This window comes from Burkholderia sp. Bmkn7, from assembly GCF_041103175.1.
Lineage (GTDB): Bacteria > Pseudomonadota > Gammaproteobacteria > Burkholderiales > Burkholderiaceae > Burkholderia > Burkholderia cepacia.
Map to the genome: position 1 here is coordinate 2,758,632 of NZ_JBGCUH010000003.1, position 22,324 is coordinate 2,780,955.

Annotated in this window: 23 protein-coding genes, 1 tRNA gene and 2 pseudogenes; 15 read left to right on the forward strand and 11 right to left on the reverse strand. The window is 64.4% G+C overall.

Translation table 11 applies throughout. From position 1 onward, the window contains the following. Window positions 1-331: 331 nt before the first annotated feature. Window positions 332-748, reverse strand: coding sequence for a hypothetical protein (locus AB3K92_RS34380; RefSeq protein ID WP_059587903.1), 417 nt, complete (start codon window positions 746-748; stop codon window positions 332-334). Between the two features lie 45 nt (window positions 749-793). Next, on the reverse strand, window positions 794-1,423 hold the full coding sequence (locus AB3K92_RS34385; protein ID WP_059587943.1) for a LysE family translocator: 630 nt from the start codon (window positions 1,421-1,423) through the stop codon (window positions 794-796). Window positions 1,424-1,578: 155 nt separating this feature from the next. Between AB3K92_RS34385 and AB3K92_RS34390 the strand changes: the two are divergent. After that, window positions 1,579-1,764: pseudogene (locus tag AB3K92_RS34390) on the forward strand (hypothetical protein); the annotation flags it as partial. Between the two features lie 60 nt (window positions 1,765-1,824). After that, window positions 1,825-1,915 (forward strand) — tRNA-Ser (locus tag AB3K92_RS34395). Window positions 1,916-2,483: 568 nt separating this feature from the next. Here the strand turns inward: AB3K92_RS34395 and AB3K92_RS34400 are convergent. After that, a pseudogene (locus AB3K92_RS34400) lies at window positions 2,484-2,588 on the reverse strand (PAAR domain-containing protein); the annotation flags it as partial. Window positions 2,589-2,597: 9 nt separating this feature from the next. Further along, on the reverse strand, window positions 2,598-2,933 hold the full coding sequence (locus AB3K92_RS34405; protein ID WP_369466673.1) for a lysozyme inhibitor LprI family protein: 336 nt from the start codon (window positions 2,931-2,933) through the stop codon (window positions 2,598-2,600). Window positions 2,934-3,365: 432 nt separating this feature from the next. Between AB3K92_RS34405 and AB3K92_RS34410 the strand changes: the two genes are divergently transcribed. Further along, window positions 3,366-3,968 (forward strand): hypothetical protein, encoded by a 603-nt coding sequence (locus tag AB3K92_RS34410; protein WP_369466674.1) that lies wholly within the window; start codon window positions 3,366-3,368, stop codon window positions 3,966-3,968. A gap of 63 nt (window positions 3,969-4,031) precedes the next feature. On the opposite strand, the gene AB3K92_RS34415 is transcribed toward AB3K92_RS34410, so the two are convergent. From AB3K92_RS34415 to acs, 3 genes are all read right to left on the reverse strand, one after another. Next, window positions 4,032-6,047: a sodium:solute symporter family protein gene (locus AB3K92_RS34415; RefSeq protein ID WP_021163614.1), complete on the reverse strand. Its 2,016-nt coding sequence runs from the start codon at window positions 6,045-6,047 to the stop codon at window positions 4,032-4,034. A gap of 3 nt (window positions 6,048-6,050) precedes the next feature. Continuing rightward, window positions 6,051-6,395 carry a DUF4212 domain-containing protein gene (locus AB3K92_RS34420; RefSeq protein ID WP_021163615.1) on the reverse strand — a complete coding sequence of 115 codons (345 nt, stop codon included), beginning with the start codon at window positions 6,393-6,395 and terminating at the stop codon, window positions 6,051-6,053. Between the two features lie 83 nt (window positions 6,396-6,478). Continuing rightward, complete coding sequence (gene acs / locus AB3K92_RS34425) at window positions 6,479-8,461, reverse strand: acetate--CoA ligase (protein WP_318827011.1); 1,983 nt, start codon at window positions 8,459-8,461, stop codon at window positions 6,479-6,481. Window positions 8,462-8,777: 316 nt separating this feature from the next. Between acs and AB3K92_RS34430 the strand changes: the two genes are divergently transcribed. From AB3K92_RS34430 to AB3K92_RS34470, 9 genes are all read left to right on the forward strand, one after another. After that, a complete protein-coding gene (locus tag AB3K92_RS34430; RefSeq protein ID WP_021163402.1) occupies window positions 8,778-9,674 on the forward strand; it encodes a DMT family transporter in 897 nt (298 codons plus the stop codon). A 113-nt stretch (window positions 9,675-9,787) separates the two neighbouring features. Further along, window positions 9,788-10,411 (forward strand): TIGR00645 family protein, encoded by a 624-nt coding sequence (locus AB3K92_RS34435; RefSeq protein WP_042977899.1) that lies wholly within the window; start codon window positions 9,788-9,790, stop codon window positions 10,409-10,411. A 34-nt stretch (window positions 10,412-10,445) separates the two neighbouring features. Further along, window positions 10,446-11,969 carry a fumarate hydratase gene (locus AB3K92_RS34440; RefSeq protein WP_059491928.1) on the forward strand — a complete coding sequence of 508 codons (1,524 nt, stop codon included), beginning with the start codon at window positions 10,446-10,448 and terminating at the stop codon, window positions 11,967-11,969. Between the two features lie 194 nt (window positions 11,970-12,163). Beyond that, a complete protein-coding gene (bfr, locus tag AB3K92_RS34445; RefSeq protein ID WP_011352652.1) occupies window positions 12,164-12,640 on the forward strand; it encodes a bacterioferritin in 477 nt (158 codons plus the stop codon). 39 nt (window positions 12,641-12,679) lie between these two features. Beyond that, window positions 12,680-13,540: a glutamate racemase gene (murI, locus tag AB3K92_RS34450; protein ID WP_226202979.1), complete on the forward strand. Its 861-nt coding sequence runs from the start codon at window positions 12,680-12,682 to the stop codon at window positions 13,538-13,540. Between the two features lie 151 nt (window positions 13,541-13,691). Beyond that, complete coding sequence (locus AB3K92_RS34455) at window positions 13,692-13,928, forward strand: bacterioferritin-associated ferredoxin (RefSeq protein ID WP_011352654.1); 237 nt, start codon at window positions 13,692-13,694, stop codon at window positions 13,926-13,928. A 217-nt stretch (window positions 13,929-14,145) separates the two neighbouring features. Beyond that, window positions 14,146-14,877: an energy transducer TonB gene (locus AB3K92_RS34460; RefSeq protein ID WP_048026661.1), complete on the forward strand. Its 732-nt coding sequence runs from the start codon at window positions 14,146-14,148 to the stop codon at window positions 14,875-14,877. Window positions 14,878-14,913: 36 nt separating this feature from the next. Further along, window positions 14,914-15,645: a MotA/TolQ/ExbB proton channel family protein gene (locus AB3K92_RS34465; RefSeq protein ID WP_021163406.1), complete on the forward strand. Its 732-nt coding sequence runs from the start codon at window positions 14,914-14,916 to the stop codon at window positions 15,643-15,645. A gap of 13 nt (window positions 15,646-15,658) precedes the next feature. Continuing rightward, window positions 15,659-16,087: a biopolymer transporter ExbD gene (locus AB3K92_RS34470; RefSeq protein WP_059857894.1), complete on the forward strand. Its 429-nt coding sequence runs from the start codon at window positions 15,659-15,661 to the stop codon at window positions 16,085-16,087. A 369-nt stretch (window positions 16,088-16,456) separates the two neighbouring features. Here AB3K92_RS34470 and AB3K92_RS34475 read toward each other — a convergent pair whose 3' ends face one another. Then, a complete protein-coding gene (locus tag AB3K92_RS34475; RefSeq protein ID WP_021163408.1) occupies window positions 16,457-17,431 on the reverse strand; it encodes a LysR family transcriptional regulator in 975 nt (324 codons plus the stop codon). Window positions 17,432-17,553: 122 nt separating this feature from the next. Between AB3K92_RS34475 and AB3K92_RS34480 the strand changes: the two genes are divergently transcribed. The 3 genes from AB3K92_RS34480 (at window position 17,554) to hemP (ending at window position 19,392) form a co-directional block, all read left to right on the forward strand. Further along, on the forward strand, window positions 17,554-18,426 hold the full coding sequence (locus tag AB3K92_RS34480; protein WP_060058573.1) for a pirin family protein: 873 nt from the start codon (window positions 17,554-17,556) through the stop codon (window positions 18,424-18,426). A gap of 99 nt (window positions 18,427-18,525) precedes the next feature. Continuing rightward, a complete protein-coding gene (locus tag AB3K92_RS34485) occupies window positions 18,526-19,008 on the forward strand; it encodes an SRPBCC family protein (RefSeq protein WP_027786893.1) in 483 nt (160 codons plus the stop codon). A 138-nt stretch (window positions 19,009-19,146) separates the two neighbouring features. Beyond that, window positions 19,147-19,392 carry a hemin uptake protein HemP gene (gene hemP, locus AB3K92_RS34490; protein WP_021163412.1) on the forward strand — a complete coding sequence of 82 codons (246 nt, stop codon included), beginning with the start codon at window positions 19,147-19,149 and terminating at the stop codon, window positions 19,390-19,392. A gap of 273 nt (window positions 19,393-19,665) precedes the next feature. On the opposite strand, the gene AB3K92_RS34495 is transcribed toward hemP, so the two are convergent. From AB3K92_RS34495 to AB3K92_RS34505, 3 genes are read right to left on the reverse strand one after another with little or no spacing between them, the layout of a single operon-like run. After that, window positions 19,666-21,063, reverse strand: coding sequence for a 4Fe-4S binding protein (locus AB3K92_RS34495; RefSeq protein ID WP_124924035.1), 1,398 nt, complete (start codon window positions 21,061-21,063; stop codon window positions 19,666-19,668). Further along, window positions 21,060-21,902 carry an FTR1 family protein gene (locus AB3K92_RS34500; protein WP_021163415.1) on the reverse strand — a complete coding sequence of 281 codons (843 nt, stop codon included), beginning with the start codon at window positions 21,900-21,902 and terminating at the stop codon, window positions 21,060-21,062. The genes AB3K92_RS34495 and AB3K92_RS34500 overlap by 4 nt, the downstream gene beginning before the upstream one ends. A gap of 58 nt (window positions 21,903-21,960) precedes the next feature. Continuing rightward, the gene (locus tag AB3K92_RS34505) at window positions 21,961-22,293 is read right to left on the reverse strand and encodes a cupredoxin domain-containing protein (RefSeq protein ID WP_021163416.1); all 333 of its coding nucleotides are present in this window, start codon (window positions 22,291-22,293) and stop codon (window positions 21,961-21,963) included. Between the last annotated feature and the right edge of the window lie 31 nt (window positions 22,294-22,324).

Sequence of the window (22,324 nt, forward strand, 5' to 3'; positions counted from 1 at the left end):
TGCTTTCTGCTGCGTGTTGTCGTGCGCGCGTGGCGCGCATCCGCGATAACCGCCGTGCTCTCTCACGGGCGGCAGACGGACAATAAATGGCCCGAGCGCCTTGCGTCAAGGGAAGGAATTCTTTCAATTTCCATTCATTTTGTAAGGTGATGAACGGACGTCATGCCCGGGCGCCCCCGCTCCTGCCGCCATGCGGGCCGGCCACGCGAGATTCGGACACGCCGAAACTTACATGTCCGATCAATGCGAAAGAGAAATGAAACCGCCTGTTTGAACGGGTTTCAGACGGCGCACTCACGGGGCCAATCCCCTCGCGGACACCGATCGCGCATTAGCGATCCCGCACGCGATTCATCCCGAGCCTGGGCAGGATGAACGGCACCGATCGGTCACGAATCGTAAAATCCCATCGTCCGTCGATGTCCACGAACGTCGCGCTGAAATGCCGGTCGTCGGCCCACGCGAGGTCGTCCAGATGGCACGACGCATACATCGCGCCGACCGTGCGCCGCGCGATTTCCGTCAATGGATCCTTCGACACGAGCGTGAACGTGACGGCCTCCTCGAACAGGCAGTCGTAGTTGGTGACGAGCAGATAAGCGGCCGGCGTCTCGAACTGGCGAAGCAGCACGTAACCGGAAACCGTGAGGCCCGAGCGCTCGCCGTTCACGAGCACGGCGGTACGCGACGGCCACGTTTCGTACGAGCCGTCGTGCGTTTCGAGCGCGAAGCGTTCGATCGGCTTCATCGCCGGGCCGGTTGGCCGAGATCGTGCGCCGGAAGCATCGTCGCGTCAGTTCGCGGCCTTGCGGTACAACGCGACATATCCCGCGAGAATCAGCAGCAGCGACCCGCTGACGCGGTTCAGCCACTTCTCGCCGGCCGCTTTCCACACGCGCACCGAGTGCACGCCGAGCAGCGCGTAGCCGGTCATCCCGACGACGTCGATCGCGACGATCGTGGCTGCGAGGATCGCGTACTGCGGCGCGATCGCGTGCGACCGGTCGACGAACTGCGGCAGCAGCGCGGACATGAACAGGTAATACTTCGGGTTGCTCATGGCGACGAAAAAACTCTTCAGGAACGCGGTCCGGCGATCGGGGATCGCCTGATCGACTGCCTGCGCGGCAGCACGGCCGCCGGACGAGAGCAGCATCCGCACACCGACATAGGCGAGCCACGCGGCACCGGCCAGCTTCAGCGTGACGAACGCCGTTTCCGATGCTTCGAGCAGCATCCCGAGACCGAACCCGACCAGCGCGACCATCACGACATCGGCGGTAACGGCGCCGAGCATGCCGACCAGTGCGTGACGCAATCCGTACCGTGAGCCGTTGCTCATCGCGAGCAACACCGTCGGGCCGGGCGTCGCGACGCCGACGGAGAGGATCAGGGCAAAAGCGAGCAAGGCGGACAGCGACATGGCGTGGCGTTCCTTCTGAAGGGAGCTTGCGAACGGGATGGCGTCGTCGTCTTCGGCCGCGCGGGCCGCTGCCGGCGTGCGCGAACAATGGCGACGCATTCGAACGGCTCATGATCGCATGTTCGCCCCGAGGTCCGCTCGGCGGTCGCGTGGCGTCGATCCCGGCGTGGGACCGCCACGATCTCGGTGCGCGTTGTGCGACGGCGCTGTTCGGCAGGAAGACGACGTTGCACGCAACCGTACGCAATGTCACGAACAAGTCGTACTGGCCGCCGACGACCGGCGGGTACCCGATACAAGGCGAGCCGCGGTCGGTATGGCTGTCGATGACGACGGATTTCCGACGATCGCCGAAGGGAGTGGCGGGCTGCCGCCAGAGTTTGCTATACTCTCGGTCTTCCGGAGAGATGGATGAGTGGTTTAAGTCGCACGCCTGGAAAGCGTGTATAGGTTAATCGCCTATCGGGGGTTCGAATCCCCCTCTCTCCGCCAGGACAATGTCGAAAACCCCGTAAAGTCAATGACTTACGGGGTTTTTTGTTTTTCGGCTCACAAGCAGACCATCAAACGTCGATTCCTCGACTTGCCAAGAGCGTCGCAAGGACTCTTCGGTCATCCGTTGCGCGCGAGACTCGGCGATATGTGGCACTGGTCGAGCCGGTCCGGGGACGTGCGTCCCGATCTTCCGATTCAGCTGGCTCCCAGCACAGAGGGGCGGTGTTGTCTGCCACACCTTTTCCATTGCCCTGAGTGATGCCCAATTGTTCGCGATCGAAGAAGTGCGGACAGGCGGAAACATCGAGCTGAGGTTGAATCCCGTAGCAGCGGGATTCTCTGCTCAATACGGTCAGCTAGTCATCCCGGACAATTCCTTGTGCGGTGAACCTTAGCGACTGGCGCGAAACTTGAAAGAGCTCGGGCACGGCGATGTAATCGTGCTCGGCGTTCACCGTTCCATTTGGGAGGAGGCGGTCCCGCTACGCTCAGCCATCGAGTTTCTCCACCAGGCCAATCCAATAGGCATCTGTTAAACAGCGCCGTCCGTCATAGACGAATCACCGCCTTTGCGTGCGACATACCGGCCGTCGAATCGAATTGACGTAGAACCAGTTTCGACTTTGATCCGTGGCCGGGTGTCGTCTCCGATACGAATTAAATTCATCACGTCAGGCTACTATTTCCCGAGAAGAGTCCTTAAATAATCAACCCGCTGTTTTGTTATCGTGGCAAGGCAATCTTTTGTGACCAGACCGGAGCCGGCGCCTTGGGATTGCGACGCCTCGGCTGCAATATAACCGTTGCACTGCTTGTCCCGGTAATTGAGCCAAGCCTTCTGAGATTGCTCAAATTCATTCTTGTACTGCGTGGCAGAGTAAAGTTTTTGATAAATCAAATTGAGTTCTTTTTTTGATTTATCGAGGGCTTGGTTGACACAAGACAAGTCGCCGTATACGTTCCCGCTATTGGCACACGCGTCAGCAAAAGAGGTTATTGGTAAAATTAAAAACACAAGCGGGATGATTTTTTCATGGCTTCATTAAAAATGATTGATTGCATGATTCAAGAATTATTGTAAAAGGTCGCGCCAAAAAGTCCGAGAAATATTTGCCGACTTGACGCAAGCTGACGCTGAGTCTGGAAGATCGTGCGGAAGTTTCTCGGTCAACTCGTTGCCGCTGGCGTGAACCCAGATCTGCTCCAGGAATCCTGGACACAAACGAGTGTTAGTGCGTCGGCGGCAATTTCCCCGTCAGGAACGGGAGGTTGGCGATGAAACGCAAGCCATGCTCGACGGAGCAGATCGTGGCCGGCACGCCCGCTCGTCCGATCCGCTGCGTCGTCTGGACCGAGCACCCATCGCACATCGAACCCCGAACACCGCTCGCTAAAGATGTGTATTCTTCTGACGATATCCGAGGTTTCAGCTCCGCGAGTCAGATCCATGCGATTCAGTCCAGGGTTCGCCATGACGATTGTCGCTTCGACGATGCTGTCAGCTTGCGCAACGGCATTTTCGCCGCCGTCGATCACCACCACCGTCGCGGTGACCTCTCCCCCGCCGGTCGACAAGGCGCTGCGCGACGGCGGATCGTCTACCGGCCTGTCGGTCATCGGTCAGCCTGCATCCCCGTTTCGCACGCTGCTTTCCGTTCGTGAGTGCGCTGCCGGCAAATGCGCGGCGGGAATCGCCATGCCGACGCTTGCGGTCACGGTTCAACGCGTGTCCGAAGGACAGGCGGCGATACGCTTCTCGGTCAGCGGAGAGATCGGCAGCAGCCAGACGCTGAAATCGCAAACCGGAAACGCCGCGTCGGAAGTGACGATGTCGATCCCGTCGAGCGCGACACCGATCAACGATCGCTTTGCCGTCGACCGGGTCGCGACGATCAAGGTCGGCGAGTTTCGCCACGTGGCACTGCCTCATGGCATCCGTGCGTACGTGTGCGTCGCGATACCGAACGCCAAGGGGATGACGGACGGAAGCTGCGATTTCAGCCGGGTGCAGACGACCAAGGGCGCCGAACTCGGCATTTCCGCGCTCTGACCCGCCCGTCACGGCGCCGATACCGGCTGCCCCGGCACGCGAGCATGCCGAACGACACCCGCGTCACGGATGCCGGATGTAATCCACCAGCGCCCGCGTATAGTCATCCGGCTTTCGATCGAACAGACTCACGATGATCGCCACCGCGAACCCCGCCGGCACCCCGAATACTCCCGAACTGATCGACTCGATCCCGAACCACGTGCGCCCCGCGAATCCCGTCAGCTGAGTGAAGTACGGATAGGTCGACACGATGTAGTACACGCACACCGCGAGCCCGGTCACCATCCCGGCGATCGCACCGCGCGTCGTCGTGCGCTTCCAGAACACGCCGAGCACCAGCACCGGAAAGAAGCTCGAGGCCGCCAGCGAGAACGCGGCGCCGACGAGAAACAGGATCTTCCCCGTATTGAGCGACGCGACATACGACGCGAACAGCGCGACGCCGAGCAGCAGCACTTTCGAGATCGTCACGCGCCGCTGGCTCGATGCGTCGGGCGCGACCATGCAGTAGTAGACGTCGTGCGACAGCGCGTTCGCGATCGTCAGCAGCAGCCCGTCCGCGGTCGACAGCGCCGCGGCAAGCGCACCGGCCGCGATCAGTCCCGACACGACGTACGGCAACCCGGCAATCTCCGGCGCGGCCAGTACGACCATGTCCGGCTGCATCTGGATTTCCGACCAGTGCACGATGCCACCGCGAATCACCTCGACGACGCTGATCAGGTCGGGTTCGAAGTGATGCCACTGCGTGACCCACGCCGGCAATTCGGCGAACGGCCGCCCGACGAGGTTCGCGAGGATCTCGTACTTGATCAGCACCGCGAGCACCGGCACGCTGAGGTAGAACAGCGCGATGAAGAACAGGGTCCACCCGACCGAGCGCCGCGCCGACGCGACCGACGTGGTCGTGTTGTAACGCGTCAGGATGTGCGGCAGGCTCGCGGTGCCGAGCGACAGGCACAGCAGCAGCGCGAGGAAATTCCGCTCGCGCGGCTTGCGCTCGTCATCGCTCGCGGCGGGAAACGGTTCGTGCATCGGCACGGGCGGCTCGGCACGGGCCAGCAGGTCGTCACGCGCCTGCGTCCACGCGACCCGCGCCGCCGCCGGATCGCGCGGAAAGTCCGCCAGCTCGCGCTCGCGCTGGCTGATCTCGCGCAGCGGCCCGTTGTGGCGCCGCAGGTCGGCCAGCTGGTCGGCGAGATGCCGGCGTGCATCCGCATACGACGAAGGCAGCCGGTCGAGCCGCGTCTGGATGTCCGCGGCTTGTCGTCGATACGCGTCGCGCACCTGCTGTTCGTCGGACGCATCGCGCACCTGCGCCTCGCGCGCCGCGACGCGCTCCATCAGCTTGCCGTAGCTGAACTGCGGCACCGGGCCGAGCCCGTTCTTCATCGCGATCAGCGACACCGGAATCAGGATCGCGCTGATCAGGATGATGTACTGCGCGACCTGCGTCCAGGTGACCGCGCGCATTCCGCCGAGAAACGAGCACACGAGAATGCCCGCGAGCCCGCAGAAGATCCCGATCGCGAAATCGACGCCGATGAAGCGCGTCGCGATCAGGCCGATCCCCTGGATCTGCGCGACCAGGTACACGAACGAACACAGGATCGCCGCGCCGGCCGCGAGCGCACGCACGGCCGTGCTCGAAAAGCGCGTACCGAGAAAATCGGGAATCGTGTAGCGCGCGAGCTTGCGCACATACGGCGCAAGCAGGAACGCGACGAGGCAGAACCCGCCCGTCCAGCCCATCACGTACGCGAGCGCATCGTAGCCGGTCGTATAGAGCGAACCGGCCAGGCCGATGAACGACGCGGCCGACAGCCAGTCGGCCGCCGTCGCCATCCCGTTGAAGGCGGACGGCACGCGCCGCCCGGCCACGTAGTATTCGACGAGATCGGACGTGCGCGACAGCAGCCCGATCACCGCGTACACCGCGATCGGCACGAACAGGAACACGTAGCCGATCCAGACGCCGGAGCCGGTGGCGCGCTCGATCCGCCACATCAGCAGCACGAACCCGAGAAACCCCAGCGTGTAGAGCGCATACGCGCGGATCAGTCGATGCGTCAGCATGAATCAGCGCCCGCCGTTCGGATGGCCGGTACGTGCCGCATGATCGTCGTACGCGCGGCGCAGCGTGCGGTCGGCGCGTTGCATCAGCCCGATGTACGCGACGATCAGCACGAGATACACGAGAATCGCGCCCTGCGCACCGACGTAGAACGGCAGGCTGAACCCGGCGAAGCGCACGCTCGCGAGCGCGGGCCCGAAGAACGGCACGATGAACGACACGGCGAAACCGATCGCCATCAGCACCGCGATCAGCGCGACGTTGAAGCGCCAGTAGCGTGCATGGGCACGCGCGAGCGGCTCGGGAACGGGCGGTGGCGCGGCAGGCGCGGATCGGGTCGGAACGGTCATGCCGTTATGTAACAAAAAGCCCCTGCGCGGGCAATCGGGATTGCCGCGCAGGGGCTCGTGCGCGTGATACGCAACCGGTACGGTCAGCGCACTTCGGCGAGCTGCTCGAGGATGGCCGGGTTCTCGAGCGTGGACGTGTCCTGCGTGATCGCTTCGCCCTTGGCGAGCGAACGCAGCAGGCGCCGCATGATCTTGCCCGAGCGCGTCTTCGGCAGGTTGTCGCCGAAGCGGATGTCCTTCGGCTTCGCGATCGGCCCGATCTGCTTGCCGACCCAGTCGCGCAGCGTCTTCGCGAGCGCCGCGGCCTCCTCGCCTTCCGGACGCGAACGCTTGAGCACCACGAACGCGACCACCGCCTCGCCCGTCGTGTCGTCAGGACGGCCGACCACGGCCGCCTCGGCCACCAGCTCGTGCGAGACCAGCGCCGATTCGATCTCCATCGTGCCGAGCCGGTGGCCCGACACGTTCAGCACGTCGTCGATCCGGCCCATGATCGTGAAGTAGCCGGTGTCCTTGTCGCGAACGGTGCCGTCGCCCGCGAGATAGAGCGTGCCGCCGAGTTCCTCGGGGTAATAGCTCTTCCTGAAGCGTTCCGGGTCGCCCCAGATCGTGCGGATCATCGCGGGCCACGGGCGCTTGACGACGAGAATGCCGCCTTGCCCGTTCGGCACGTCCTGGCCGGTTTCGTCGACCACCGCGGCCATGATGCCCGGCAGCGGCAGCGTGCACGAACCGGGCACGGTCGGCGTCGCGCCCGGCAGCGGCGTGATCATGTGGCCGCCCGTCTCGGTCTGCCACCACGTATCGACGATCGGGCAGCGCTCTTGGCCGACGTGCTTGTGATACCACATCCACGCTTCCGGATTGATCGGCTCGCCGACCGTGCCGATGATGCGCAGGCTCGACAGGTCGTAGCTCTTCGGATGCACCTTGTCGTCGGCCTCGGCGGCCTTGATCAGCGAACGGATCGCGGTCGGCGCGGTGTAGAACACGCTGACCTTGTGGTCGCCGATCATCTTCCAGAAGCGGCCGGCGTCCGGGTAGGTCGGCACGCCCTCGAACACGACCTGCGTGCCGCCGCAGGCGAGCGGGCCGTACGTGATGTACGTGTGGCCGGTGACCCAGCCGATGTCGGCCGTGCACCAGAACACGTCGGTGGGCTTCCAGTCGAAGGTCCACTTCATCGTCTGCGCGGCCCACAGCAGGTAGCCGCCGGTGCTGTGTTGCACACCCTTCGGCTTGCCGGTCGAGCCCGACGTATACAGGATGAACAGCGGATGCTCGGCGCTCACCCACTCCGGCTCGCACGTGTCGGACTCGCCGGCCGTCAGTTCGTGCATCCAGAGGTCGCGGTCGGCATGCCAGTCGATCTTGCCGCCGGTGCGGCGATAGACGATCACGCTCTTCACCGCTTCGCAGCCGCCCAGCGCAAGCGCCTCGTCGGCGATGCTCTTGAGCGGCAGCGTCTTGCCGCCGCGTGCCTGCTCGTCGGCCGTGATCAGTGCCGTCGCGCCGACGTCGACGAGCCGCTCGTTCAGCGACTTCGCGGAGAAGCCGCCGAACACGACCGAGTGCGTCGCGCCGATGCGGGCGCAGGCCTGCATCGCGACGATGCCTTCGATCGACATCGGGATATAGATGACGACGCGGTCGCCCTTGCCGATGCCGCGCTTCTTCAGCGCATTCGCGAAACGCGACACGCGGGCGAGGAGATCCGCATAGGTGACGCGCGTGACGGTGCCGTCGTCGGCTTCGAAGATCACCGCGACGCGCTCGCCGTTGCCGGCTTCGACGTGACGGTCGAGGCAGTTGTACGACGCGTTCAGCTCGCCGTCGTCGAACCACTTGTAGAACGGCGCGTTGGACTCGTCGAGCACTTTGGTGAACGGCTTGTGCCACGCGAGGCCCTCGCGCGCGAGGCGCGCCCAGAAGCCTTCGTAATCGCGCTCGGCCTCGGCGACGAGCGCCCGATAGGCCGGCATGCCGGAAATGGTCGCCGCCTGCTCGAGCGCCGCGGGCGGCGCAAACTGGCGGGTTTCGTGAAGAACCGATTCAATCGCAGACATCGACAACCCCTTGGTGAACATGAATCCTCTGCATGGCGGCGCGATCGTGCGCGCCGCGCGTCTTGGCCGGCGCATGCGCGCCGCTGTCTCCTACCCACCACCCGCGCACGGCCCGAAGGCCGCTGCGCGATGCTGCGCCGCACCACGTCGCACGATGGCGACCGGGCGACCCGACAGTGTCCACAATAAGCGCTCCAACTTACCCGTCACTTACGCGGCACGGCCGTTTCGCCCGCCGGGCGGCGCCGCTTGCAGCTTTACGCTGTAACGAGCGCGACCCTACAATCCTAACTGAACTCGCCTTCCGGATTCCAGCTTGAATCGCTATGCTTTCTTTCTCGTCCTGTCGATGCTGTTCGTCGGCAGCAATGTCGGTATCGGCAAATCGATCGTCGCCTTCGTTCCCGTCGCCATCCTCGCCACACTGCGCTTCGTGATTGCGATCGCCGTGCTGTGGCCGCTGTTCAGCCCGGTGAAGATGCGCACCGTCAAGCGCGGCGAATGGCTGAACCTGTTCCTGCAGGCGTTCTTCGGCACCTTCATGTTCACGCTGCTGATGCTGAACGGGGTGCAGCGCACGAGCGCGGTCGCGGCCGGCGTGATCACCAGCACGATTCCGGCGATCGTCGCGCTGTTCGCGTGGCTGATCCTGCGTGAAAAACCGAACGGCCGTGCGCTCGTGTCGATCGCGCTCGCGATCGCCGGCGTCGTGACGATCAACCTCGCGAACGGCAGCGCCGCCGGGCACGGCGCATCGTCGTCGCTCACCGGCAACCTGCTGATCCTCGGCGCGGTGTGCTGCGAATCGATCTACGTGATCCTGTCGCGCCGCCTCACGCAGACGCTCGCGCCGATCGACATCTGCGCGTACACGCACCTGTTCGGCCTATGCCTGATGCTGCCGCTCGGCGCGACGGCCATGTGGCATTTCGATTACGCGAGCGTGCCGGCCGGCACCTGGGCGCTCGTCGTCTGGTACGGCCTGTCGGCCAGCATCTTCTCGTTCTGGCTGTGGATGAAGGGCATCCGGCACGTGCCGGGCAGCCTCGCCGGCGTGTTCAGCGCGGTGCTGCCGGTCGCCGCGGCCGCGTATGGCATCGTGTTCCTCGGCGAGCGCCCGACCCTCGCCCACGGCATCGCGCTCGCGTGCGTCGTCACCGGCATCGTGCTCGCGAGCCTGCGCGTGAAACGCGTGCCCGCCGCCGCGTCCTGATCCGTCCCTGGCCGTGCCGGCGCGTCACTGCAGTCGCGCCGGCCGACGCGTTACAATAGCGCGCCTTTTCAAGATTACCCCCGATACCTGCGCACCGCGCCCGAGTCTCCACCATGTCCGCCCCGCATTCGCCCGGCCGCCCCGCGCGTCGCCCGCTTCGCCCGCTTCCCGCGCTGATTTTCATGAGCCGCTGGCTCCAGGTTCCGCTTTATCTCGGCCTGATCGTCGCGCAGGCCGTCTATGTGTTCCTGTTCCTGAAGGAAGTCTGGCACCTGCTGTCGCATGCGACCAGCCTCGACGAAATCAGCGTGATGCTCGCGGTGCTCGGCCTGATCGACGTGGTGATGATCTCGAACCTGCTGATCATGGTGATCGTCGGCGGTTACGAAACGTTCGTGTCGCGCCTCGGCATCGAGGGCCACCCCGACGAGCCCGAATGGCTCGACCACGTGAATGCGGGCGTGCTGAAGGTCAAGCTGTCGATGGCGCTGATCAGCATTTCGTCGATCCACCTGCTGAAGACGTTCATCAACCCCGACCAGCACACGATGCACGCGATCATGTGGCAGGTGATCATCCACGTGTCGTTCCTGGTGTCGGCGCTCGTGATGGCGTGGGTCGACCGCCTGACGACGCACACGCACCCGGCCCATTTCCACGAGACGCACGCCCACGACGGGCACGCGCCTGCAGCGAACGAGCCCCGCAAGCCGGCCGAAGCGGCCGCCAACGCATAAACGCATTCCCCACTGTCCCCACAGAGTCTCAGCCATGACCGTCATCAAACAGGAAGACCTGATCCAGAGCATCGCGGATTCGCTGCAGTACATCAGCTACTACCACCCGCTCGACTACATCCAGGCCCTCGGCCGCGCGTACGAACTGGAAGAAAGCCCGGCCGCGAAGGATGCGATCGCGCAGATCCTCACGAACAGCCGCATGTGCGCGGAAGGCAAGCGTCCGATCTGCCAGGACACCGGCATCGTCACGATCTTCGTGAAGGTCGGCATGGACGTGCGCTGGGACGGCGCGACGATGGGCCTCACCGACATGATCAACGAAGGCGTGCGCCGCGGTTACACGCACCCGGACAACGTGCTGCGCGCGTCGATCGTCAATCCGCCGGAAGGCGCCCGCAAGAACACGAAGGACAACACGCCGGCCGTGATCCACTACGAGATCGTGCCGGGCGACAAGGTCGACGTGCAGGTCGCGGCGAAGGGCGGCGGCTCGGAGAACAAGTCGAAGTTCGTGATGCTGAACCCCTCCGACTCGATCGTCGACTGGGTGCTGAAGACGGTCCCGACGATGGGCGCGGGCTGGTGCCCGCCGGGCATGCTCGGGATCGGCATCGGCGGCACCGCCGAGAAGGCGATGCTGATGGCGAAGGAATCGCTGATGGAGCCGATCGACATCCAGGAAATCATTGCGCGCGGCCCGAAGGACTGGGTCGAGGAACTGCGCGTCGAGCTGCACGAGAAGGTCAACGCGCTCGGCATCGGCGCACAGGGCCTCGGCGGCCTGGCCACCGTGCTCGACGTGAAGATCATGGCGGCACCGACGCACGCGGCATCGAAGCCGGTCGCGCTGATCCCGAACTGCGCGGCCACGCGCCACGCGCACTTCGTGCTCGACGGCTCGGGCCCGGCCAAGCTTGAAGCACCGTCGCTCGACGCATGGCCGAAGGTCCAGTGGGAACCGAACACGGAAACCAGCAAGCGCGTCGACCTGAACACGCTGACGCCGGAAGAAGTCGCCAGCTGGACGCCGGGCCAGACGCTGCTGCTGTCGGGCAAGATGCTCACCGGCCGCGACGCTGCGCACAAGCGCATCGCCGACATGCTCGCGAAGGGCGAGAAGCTGCCGGTCGACTTCACCAACCGCGTGATCTACTACGTCGGCCCGGTCGATCCGGTGCGCGACGAAGTGGTCGGCCCGGCAGGCCCGACGACGGCCACGCGCATGGACAAGTTCACCGAGACGATGCTCGCGCAAACCGGCCTGATCTCGATGGTCGGCAAGGCCGAGCGCGGCCCGATCGCGATCGACGCGATCAAGAAGCACAAGGCGGCCTACCTGATGGCCGTCGGCGGCGCCGCATACCTCGTGTCGAAGGCGATCCGCGGCGCGAAGGTGCTCGCATTCGAGGACCTCGGCATGGAAGCGATCTACGAGTTCGACGTGCAGGACATGCCGGTGACGGTCGCCGTCGATTCGTCGGGCACGTCGGTGCACCAGACCGGCCCGAAGGAGTGGCAGGCGAAGATCGGCAAGATCCCGGTCGCAACTGCTTAAGCGCGGTCGAATGCAAGGCCGGACGCAAGTCCGGCCTTTTTGCTTCTCGTTCTCATTATTGTGTGCGGCCGGTTATTCGAGGCTGATTCTCATTACATGCAAAAGGCAGGCCCGGCAAGGCTTTGAGGCTTGGCTTTTCTCGTACGAGCGATTATCTTTCGGTTTCTGAAGCCCCACTGAACAAGGAACAAGCCATGCAAGGCGACAAGAAAGTCATCGAATATCTGAACGCCCAGTTGAAGAATGAACTCACGGCGATCAACCAGTACTTCCTGCATGCGCGCATGTACAAGCACTGGGGCCTCGAGAAACTGGGCAAGCACGAGTACGACGAGTCGATCGGCGAAATGAAGCACGCAGACTGGCTGATCGAGCGCGTATTCATGCTCGACGGCCTGCCGAACCTCCAGGACCTGCACAAGCTGCTCGTCGGCGAGGAAACCGAAGAGATCCTGAAGTGCGACCTGAAGCTCGAGCAGATCTCGCAGTCCACCTGCAAGGAAGCGATTGCCTATTGCGAATCGGTTCGTGACTACGTGTCGCGCGAGATCTTCGAAAAGATCCTCGACGACACCGAAGAACACATCGACTGGCTGGAAACGCAGATCGACCTGATCGGCAAGGTCGGCCTGCAGAACTACCAGCAAACGATGATGGGTTCGCCGGAGTAAGCGCGCTCCGCCCTTCCCGCCATCGCCACCCGCCCTTTCATGTCGACACCTTCCGTTATCGCCGCGACGTCCACGACCGTTGCCCCCATCGGCATCTTCGATTCAGGGCTGGGTGGCCTGTCGGTACTGCGCGCCGCGCGCGCGCAGCTGCCCGACGAATCGTTCATCTACGTCGCCGATTCGCACCACGCACCTTATGGTCCGCGCGATGAGGCGTTCATTACGGAACGCACGCTGGCAATCGGCGAGTGGCTGGCCCGCGAAGGGGCGAAGGCGCTCGTCATCGCCTGCAACACCGCAACCGCACGCGCGATCGCCGCGATCCGCGAACACCTGCCGATGCCGCTCGTCGGCGTCGAGCCGGGCATCAAGCCGGCGGTCGCCGTGTCCGCGAGCGGCGTCGCGGGCGTCCTCGCCACGCAGTCGACGCTGAACAGCCCGCGCTTCCAGGCGCTGCTCGACCGCTACGGCGCCGGCCGCCGCTTCATCTGCCAGCCCGGCCACGGGCTCGTCGAGGCCATCGAGCGCGGCAACACGAATTCGCCCGCCTTGCGCGCCTTGCTCGACAGCTATCTGCAGCCGATGCTCGACGACGGCGCCGATACGCTGGTACTCGGCTGCACGCATTACCCGTTCTTCACGGAAACGATTCGTGACCTTGTGGGCGACCGCCTGACGATCGTCGACACGAGCGACGCAATCGCGCGCCAGCTCGCCCGGATTCTCGACGAGCGCAACCTGCGTGCACCGGCCGGCACGCGCGCGGCGCCGCCCCGCTTCTGCTCGACCAGCGACGGCCGCCAGTTGCAGGTACTCGCGTCGACGCTGCTCGGCCTCGCCGCCCCGGTCGAATCCGTCACCATTTCCTCGCCGAACGCGCGCGCCTGCGCGACCGCCTGACACGAGCCGGCACGCCCGCTTTCGCGTGCCGCTCCACTGCCCCCATCGCTTCAAGGGTCTGATGACCTTAAAAAAAGCCCGGCCCGCGCTTGTCAACGTCCGCAAAATTAATGATAATAATTCGCATTAACGTTAGCTATCGCAACTCACCATGATCGTCTGCGTGTGCAAGTCTGTTTCCGATCGCAAGATTCGCGCGTCCCTCGCAGAGGGCGTGAACTCTTTCGATGAACTCCAGTTCGAGCTCGGCGTGGCCACGTGCTGCGGCAAGTGCGAGGAGTCCGTACGCGACCTCATGGCCGAACAAGGCGTCTGCGCGAGCCAGTGCGGTGTCGAGCACCACGCTCATCCGATCCCGGTCACGTTCTACGAACGCAAGGCGGCCTGACCGGCGCCGGGTGTATACATGCGGCCCAGGCCGCATTTTTGTTTTGACCGTCAGCAAGCCACCGTCTACGCGAGCCAGCGGCTTACCTGCCAAGGAGCCTGTCATGGAATTGCTGATCGGATTTGTGACCACCGTTTGCATCTCGCTGCTGATCTTCCGCAAGTGATGCCGATTCACCCGCCGCGCCCCGGGTGCGACATCGTTCTTTCAAGCTAACATGCAGGCTTCGCATTCCACTCCCGCCGGCATCTTGCCGGCCGCACCACGTATGAATCCCCGAGTGATCGTCGTCGCGGTCGGTGTGCTTGCCGCACATGCGATCATGCTGACGGCCGCCTGGCTCCATCGCAACGCGCCGCCGCCGGCGAAGGAGATCGAGGTTCAGTCGATCACCGCGCAGCTCATTCCGCCCGCGCCCCCTGCCCAGCCGGTCGCGGTCCAGTCGGCCGCGCAGCAGCCCACGCCGCCCAAGCCCGCGCCGCGTGTGAAGCCGAAGGTCGAGCCGAAGCCGGTACAGAAAGCCGTCCCGACGCCTCAGCCGGTCGCGCAGGCACCGTCGCCGACGCCCGCGCCGGCAGCGGTCGATCCGACACCGGCTCCCGCCGCGCCAGCGCCTGCCGCTCCGGCCGCAGCACCCGGCCCGGCCCGCGAGACGATGCAGGTCAGCGCGCCGAAGAACGTCACGGCGCTCAGCTGCAATTTCGTGAAGCCCGCCTATCCGACGATGTCGAAGCGTCGCGGCGAAACGGGCACGGCTTATGTTCACTTCGTCATCGGCGTGACGGGCAAGATCGAAAGCGTCCAGCTGCAGAAGAGCAGCGGCTACCCGCGTCTCGACGAAGCCGCGCTCGAGGCGACGCGCGCCAGCACCTGTCCGCCGTATATCGAGAACGGCCAGGCGATCCGCGCCGCCCATACGCTGCCCTTCAACTTCACGCTCGACGACTAACCCGTCATATTCGGTAGATTCAAAGGAAACAAGAAAATGCAAAGCTACGGTATCGCGCACGTCTGGGCGCAAGGTGATTTCGTCACGCGCGCCATCGCGATCACGCTGCTCGTGATGTCGATCCTGTCGTGGATCGTGATCGTCATCAAGGGCTGGAACGTGATCCGCCTGAACCGCCTGACGAAGAACGCCGAACAGGCGTTCTGGCATTCGGACAACTTCGACGACGGCATCAAGAAGCTCGGGCTCGCCGCCTCGACGCCGAACGACAATCCGTTCCTCGCGCTCGCGCTGTCGGGCAAGGAAGCCGCCGATCACCACCATCAGACGCAACCGCACCTGCACGACCGCATGGACGTGTCGGACTGGGTCACGCGCTGCCTGAAGGACACGATGGACGAAGGCATCTCGCGCATGCAAAGCGGCCTCGCGATCCTCGCGTCGGTCGGCAGCACGGCGCCGTTCGTCGGCCTGTTCGGTACGGTCTGGGGGATCTACCACGCACTGCTCGCGATCGGCGCATCCGGCCAGACGTCGATCGACCAGGTCGCGGGCCCGGTCGGCGAATCGCTGATCATGACCGCATTCGGCCTGTTCGTCGCGATCCCGGCCGTGCTCGGCTACAACGCACTCACCCGTGCGAACAAGGGCGTGGTCAGCAAGCTGCGTCGCTTCGCGCACGGCCTGCACGCGTACTTCGTGACGGGCGCGAGCCTTGCATCGTCGTCGACGCGCGACGGCCTGCGTCTCGCGACGCGCGCCAACTGAGACGGGGTGAAGCATGGCAATGAACACCGGTTTCAGCGACGATGACGACGATGCCGTGATGAGCGAGATCAACATGACGCCGCTCGTCGACGTCATGCTCGTACTCCTGATCATTTTCCTCGTGACGATCCCGGCGATGCAGCACGCGGTGAAGATCGACCTGCCGCATGCCAGCAGCCAGCCTGTCGACGAGAAACCGCAGACGGTCGACGTCGCGATCCAGGGTGACGGCACGATCCTGTGGGACGACCATGCGGTCACGCGCGAACAATTGCAGGAACGCATCGCGGAAGCGGCAAAACGCACGCCGCAGCCGGAGTTGCACCTGCGTGCGGACCGCAAGGTTGCCTACGAACACGTCGCCGAAGTGATGTCGGATGCGCAGGCCGGCGGCTTGACGAAGCTCGGCTTCGTGACCGAGCCGACCGCAAAAGCGAAGTAACGCACGCGCAATAGGCGCTCGCCGGCCGCACCTAGCCGGCCGCGCACAAAGTAAAAGGCCTTCATCGCCAGATGAAGGCCTTTTTTCATGCGCACGCGGGCGCCTTCGGGCGGCGGGCTCTTTGGCGGTATCGGTTACGCCTCGAGCAACGCAAATGCGACTCTGCCGTGGTCTGCACGGACTGCGCGTTCTGCCCTATCTGGCTCACAATATATGCGGCCACCTGATTTCGCTCAGAACTTCCTTCACGAAATGGGATTTCAATATAGGCTCGCACGCACGCGCATTCAAGGTTCCGGCGATTGAAACTTGCGATTGCAGGCGACGCTTCAATGACAAAACAAATTTGCGTCGCCGTGCACGTCGTGTTCAGGTCGCCGAAACATCGGCCGCCGCTTCCTTCTTCGCACGCTCGGGACACCCCGGTTCCTTGTAGGCGCCGTGATCGAGCTTCTCGACCAGATAGTCGACAAACGCACGCACAGCGGGCGGCATCCCCTGCCGCGACACGAACACCGCGTACAGTTGCGGCACGGGCAGCGTCCAGCCCGGCATCACCGGCGACAGTTGCCCCGCGCGCAGCGCGTTGCCGTACATCATCTCCGGCAGCGCCGCGATGCCGAGGCCATCGAGCACGGCTTCGCGGATCGTCATCAGGTCGGCCGTCACCAGCCGCGGGTCGTGTTCGTGCACGTGACGCGTACCGTCCGGCGCGATCAGGTTGAACACGTGCCGCCCGTCGACGCTCGGCGTATCGAGCGTTTCGAATCCGCTCAGGTCGTCCGGTACCAGCGGCGGCGCATTCTGGCTCAGCAGGCTCGGCGCGCCGACCAGCATCTGCTCGGTGCGCCACAGCGGCCGCACGACGATATTCGCGTTCTGCGGCGGCTCCGAGCGCACACGCAGCGCGACGTCGATCGAATCCTCGAACAGGTCGATCACGCGATTCGTCACGCGGACGTGCACCTTCACCTCGGGATAACGGCGCAGGAATTCGGGCAGGATGCGCGACAGCATCGTCTGCGACAGCGTCACGGGCACACTGACTCGCACCGAGCCGCGCGGCGATGCACGCAACTGCTGGACCGCGTTCATCGCAGCCTGCGCTTCGGCCAGCATCGCCTGGCAGTGCTGGTAGAACAGCTCCCCCGCCTCGGTCAGCGCGAGCTTGCGTGTGGAGCGCTGCAACAGGCGCACGCCGAGCGCCGCCTCGAGTTCGGTCAGGCGCCGCGACAGGCGCGATTTCGAGATGCCCAGCACGCGCTCCGCCGCCGAGAAACCGCCATGTTCGACGACCTGCGAAAAGTACATGAGGTCGTTCAGGTTGTGTGCATCGATATTCATCTCATCGTTCCAATTTCAGAACAATCCATTGCGAACCGTCGCGAATCGAACGGTAAAACGCCCAATATAATAGCTCTATGTTTCAAAAATAACGCTATTCCGATGATTTCGAGGGTATCCGCATGACGACCGCTCGCTCGCTTGACCGCATGTACCCCGCCCTTCGCACGACCGAAGGCGGCGGCTTCGTGGTTCACCGCCCGTTCCCGACCCGGCTGCTGATGGATTTCGATCCGTTCCTGCTGCTCGACGAAATGGGCCCCGTCGACTACGCGCCCGGCGAAGCCAAAGGCGCCCCCGACCATCCCCATCGCGGCTTCGAGACCGTGACCTACGCACTCGACGGGCGCTTCCGTCATCGCGACTCGTCCGGCCATGCCGGCACGCTCGGCCCGGGCGACGTGCAATGGATGACGGCGGGCGCCGGCGTCGTGCACAGCGAGATGCCGGATCCTGAATTCGCGCAGGCAGGCGGCCGCTCTCACGGCTTCCAGCTGTGGGTCAACCTGCCGCGGCGCGACAAGCTGATCGCGCCGCGCTACCAGGAGATCCCGGCCGATCGCATCCCGAGCGCCACGTCGCCGGACGGTCTCGCGCGCGTGCGCGTGATCGCCGGCGAAGCGTTCGGCGTCCGGGCGGCGATCGAGACACGCACGCCGATCCTCTACCAGCATTACACGCTGCAGCCCGGTGCAACGGTCACGCAGCCCGTCCCGGCAGGCTATCGCGTATTCGCCTATCCGATCGACGGAACGGGCCTCTACGGGCCCGACAGGCAGGCAGTCGACGCACGGCACATGGTCGTGTATGGCGACGACGGCGACACGGTCACGTTCGCTGCCGGCGACACGCCGCTCGACCTGCTGCTGATTGGCGGCGTACCGCTCAACGAGCCGATCGTCCGCTACGGCCCGTTCGTGATGAATACCGAGGAAGAGATCCGGCAGGCGGTCGTCGACTACCAGACGGGGCGCATGGGCCGTATCGAGGCATGACGCATGGACGCACGGGCAGGTGCCGCGAAACTGCCCGTTTTGCGTCACAATGACTTCTTGAGCCATGTGGCCGCCCGCCACCAGAAGGAACCCGTCCCCTTGAACTTCGAACATCTGATCCAGATCAACTCCGACGATCCGGCCGTGCCCACCCTCACCCGCGACCAGCTCTGGGAAGGTCTCGTGCTGCGCGCCGAACAGCCGCAACTGTTCGTGCTCGGTCTCGACAGCTGCGTCGTCCATGAACGGACGGAGACGACGCTCGAGCGTGAACTGCACTACGGTCACGCGACCGTGCGCGACCACGTCACGTTCACGCCGAATCAGCAGGTCCGCTACGACATCCGCGCCGCCGACGGCGAGATCGGCGGCTCGCTGACGATGACGATCGAGGAACGCGACGACCACGAGCTGTTCCTGCGTTTCGAATACCGCACGACGCTGGTCGTCACCGACGACAGCGAAGACGCGCGCCAGACGCACGGGATCGTCAAGGAGGCGTACCGCACGTCGGATATCGACACGGTTCGCCTGATCCGCGAGTACGCGCAGGGCCGCAAGGATCCCGATCCGCTGCACTGAACCCGGCGGCGGCCTGCGGGCCGCCCCTTTGATTCAAGCTATCAGATTCCCATTTCCGATCGATAAAGAGTTTTTGTAAATGGGAATAGTTATCATTTAGAATTCATTCCATCGTATCGACAGTCACCGATCAACCGAATGACCGACACCATGCGCCCGACCACGCTGACCTTGCGCCGCCCGACCGGCACCGCAGGCAGCAGCCGCCAGAAGACGGCAGCGGTCACCACGCCGGCGAAGCCCGCCGGCAACCGCGATGCAGGCACGCGGGTCGTCAGCAGCGATGCGCTGCTGCAAGGCCAAAGCCACGTCAGCATCGCGCATAACGGAGAGACCTATCAGTTGCGCGCCACACGGCTCGGCAAACTGATCCTGACGAAGTAACGACAGAGTATTGTGGGGACCACCTCCCTGAGAGGTGTTGGGCATTAGCCAGCGTAACGGCTTGCACGCGAGATCTAGACCCCTTCGTGCAAACACACTCAAGCAGCCGTTGCAGCAAGCCAAGCCACTTTTTTTGGTTCTCGCACAAGGAAGAAAAAAGCGACACGTCCTTCGACGTGTCGCTTTTTTATTTGGGCGGCCAATGCGCGAAGCAGGTTCCCGAGCTTCGTTACCGCGTGAGTGCATGACCGCCGAAGCGGCGCACGAGCCGCTTCAGAAACCCCAGAACATCAGCCACCATGCGCTGTCGATGACGGCAAGCGCGACAGCGAACCACGCGAATGCCGCAAGCCGGCGCGGCAAGGCCGCATAACGCCCCGTCACTTTCCACGCGAGCCACGCACTCCATGTGTTGGCGCCGACCAGGATCGCGATGCGTACATCGGTTGCCCATCCGAGCGGTACATGCTCGGCACGAAGCAGCGACAGCGTCGTGGCCGACAGGCCAAGAAACACGCCCGCGCCCGCGATCGGGATCAATGCCTGCGCGAGATGATGCAGCCGCACGCGCTCGAAGCGGCCGAGCACCAGCGTGGCGCCGGCCAGCAGCACCAGCAGCGCCGTGCCGTACACGAGCCCCGTGCCGACGATGTAGCTGACGACCAGCCCGCCGTCGAGCCAGGAGAAGACGTCGTTGCGATCCGGATAATGCGTGAGCAGGAACCACGGTGCATTGGTTTCGAGCGGCCACGTGATGTCATGGTCGATCAGCCAGCCCGCGAGCCATTGCTTGATCTGCACGAACCACGGGCTGACGGTCCAGTGGAACGCACCGATCGCAACGCCGAGCAGGCCGTACAGGATCAGCGCGGTGTCCCACGGGTTCGCCTTTTGCGCGCCGAGGTTCACGACTTCGTCGGACGGCGAGCGCAACGACAGCGAGATCGCATCCCGGTGCCCGCTGCAGCGGCCGCACATATGGCAGTCCGCCGCGCCCTGCATGTTGCGCAACGGCACGAGCGGTGCGCAGTTGATCGGAATCACGCGATGGCCATGCTCGCCGTTCTTGTACGAACGGCGCCATGCCTCCTCGTCGACCTTGTAGCGCATCGGCGCGAGTCGCGCGAGCAGCCCGAACACGCCGTTGACCGGGCACAGGTACTTGCACCACACGCGCTTCTCGCGGCCGTACAGCACGCCGATCACGATCGCGCCGACGGTCGAGCCGCCGAGCACGAACAGCACCGCGAGCGGGTACTGGTACACGCTCACCATCTGCCCGTAGATCGTCGTGAGCCCGAACGCGACGAACGGCCAGCCCCCCCACCGTATCCAGCGCGGAATCGGGCCGCCCCGGCCGAACTTGCTCGCGAATTCGGTGAGCGCGCCCTCCGGACACAGCACGCCGCACCAGACGCGGCCGAGCATCACCATCGACAGCAGCACGAACGGCCACCAGATGCCCCAGAACGTGAATTGCGCGATCAGCGTGAGGTTGCTCCACAGGTGCGCGGAGTCGTCCGGCAGCGGCAACACCGCCGGCACGATGATCAGGAATGCATAGACGGCGACGACGGCCCACTGGATGCCGCGGATCAGCGCGCCGTGGCGCTGCATCCACTGGCCCGCCTGCGCGAGCCAGCCCGGCTTGGCTGCGGCGGCAACGCTCATGCCGCGCGACCCGCAGCGACGGCCGGACGACGGCTCGCACGCTTCATCAGCAGCCAGACCACCGCCCAGTACACCGCGTACGCAACCAGGTTGGTCAGTGCCGGGTGCGCGCGATAACCGGTCAGCGTCGCGACGAGCGAGCCGAACGTGCCCGAATCATCGAGGATCGCGGACGTGTCCCACACCTGCGAAATGCCGAGCGGCAGGATTTCCTTGTCGATCAGCTTGTCGACGCCGGTCTGGAACAGGCCCGCGCCGAGGAACAGCAGCATCACTTCGGTGACGCGGAAGAAATGCCGCCACGAGAAGTACTTGCCGCCGAGCTGCAGCAGATAGAACGTGAAGAACGCAAGGCCGAGGCCGATCACAACCGCGAGCATCTGGCTGCCGTCGACGTGGCCCGACTGGCCGAAACCGAGACCGTACAGGAAGATCACCGTCTCGCTGCCCTCGCGCGCGATCGCGAGCGCGACCAGCACCGCGACGCCCCACCAGTTCGAATCGCGCGTGCTCTGCTGAAGCGATTGCTCCATGTCGCGCTTCAGCGTGCGGCCGTGCCGGCGCATCCACAGCACCATCTGCACGATCAGCACGCATGCGATCAGCACCATCGCGGTCTGGAAGTAGTCCTGCGCGTCACCGGACAGCACTTCGGTGAAACCGACCAGCGCGGCGCCGAGGCCCACGGCCATCAGCAAGCCGACACCGACGCCGGCCCACAGGAAAGGCAGGCCGCGGCGCGCGTCGTCGTCGCCGTTTTTCAGCCATGCATAGAGAATGCCGACGACGAGCAGCGCTTCGACGCTCTCCCGCCAGACGATGAACAAGATCTGACCCATCGATACCTCCTGACGCGCAGAACACCGGGTTGGTGAGCCCGCGCGCAGATAAAACGTGTTACTTCGCGACGATCACGCCCTGCGCCTGCTGGTGGAAATCGTCGAAAAACTTGTATTCGCCCGGCGACAGCGGCGCGACGACCACGAACGAATCGGCACCCGGCGCAAGCACCTTCTCCTTGCGCAGCTGCACGCTCTCGAATTCGGCCGCGCCCTTGCCGGTGTTCTTGATCTCGATCTTGAAACGCTGGCCGGCCGGCACTTCGATGCGGGCGGGAGTCAGCTTGCCGTCCGCCATTTCGAGCTTGAACGTCGGCAGATCGGCAGCGTACGCTGCGCCGGCAAGCCACAACGCAGCGGCTGCGGCAACGATTTTCTGGGGAATTTTCATTCTGGATTCTCTACGCCGACGGCGCGCCGAA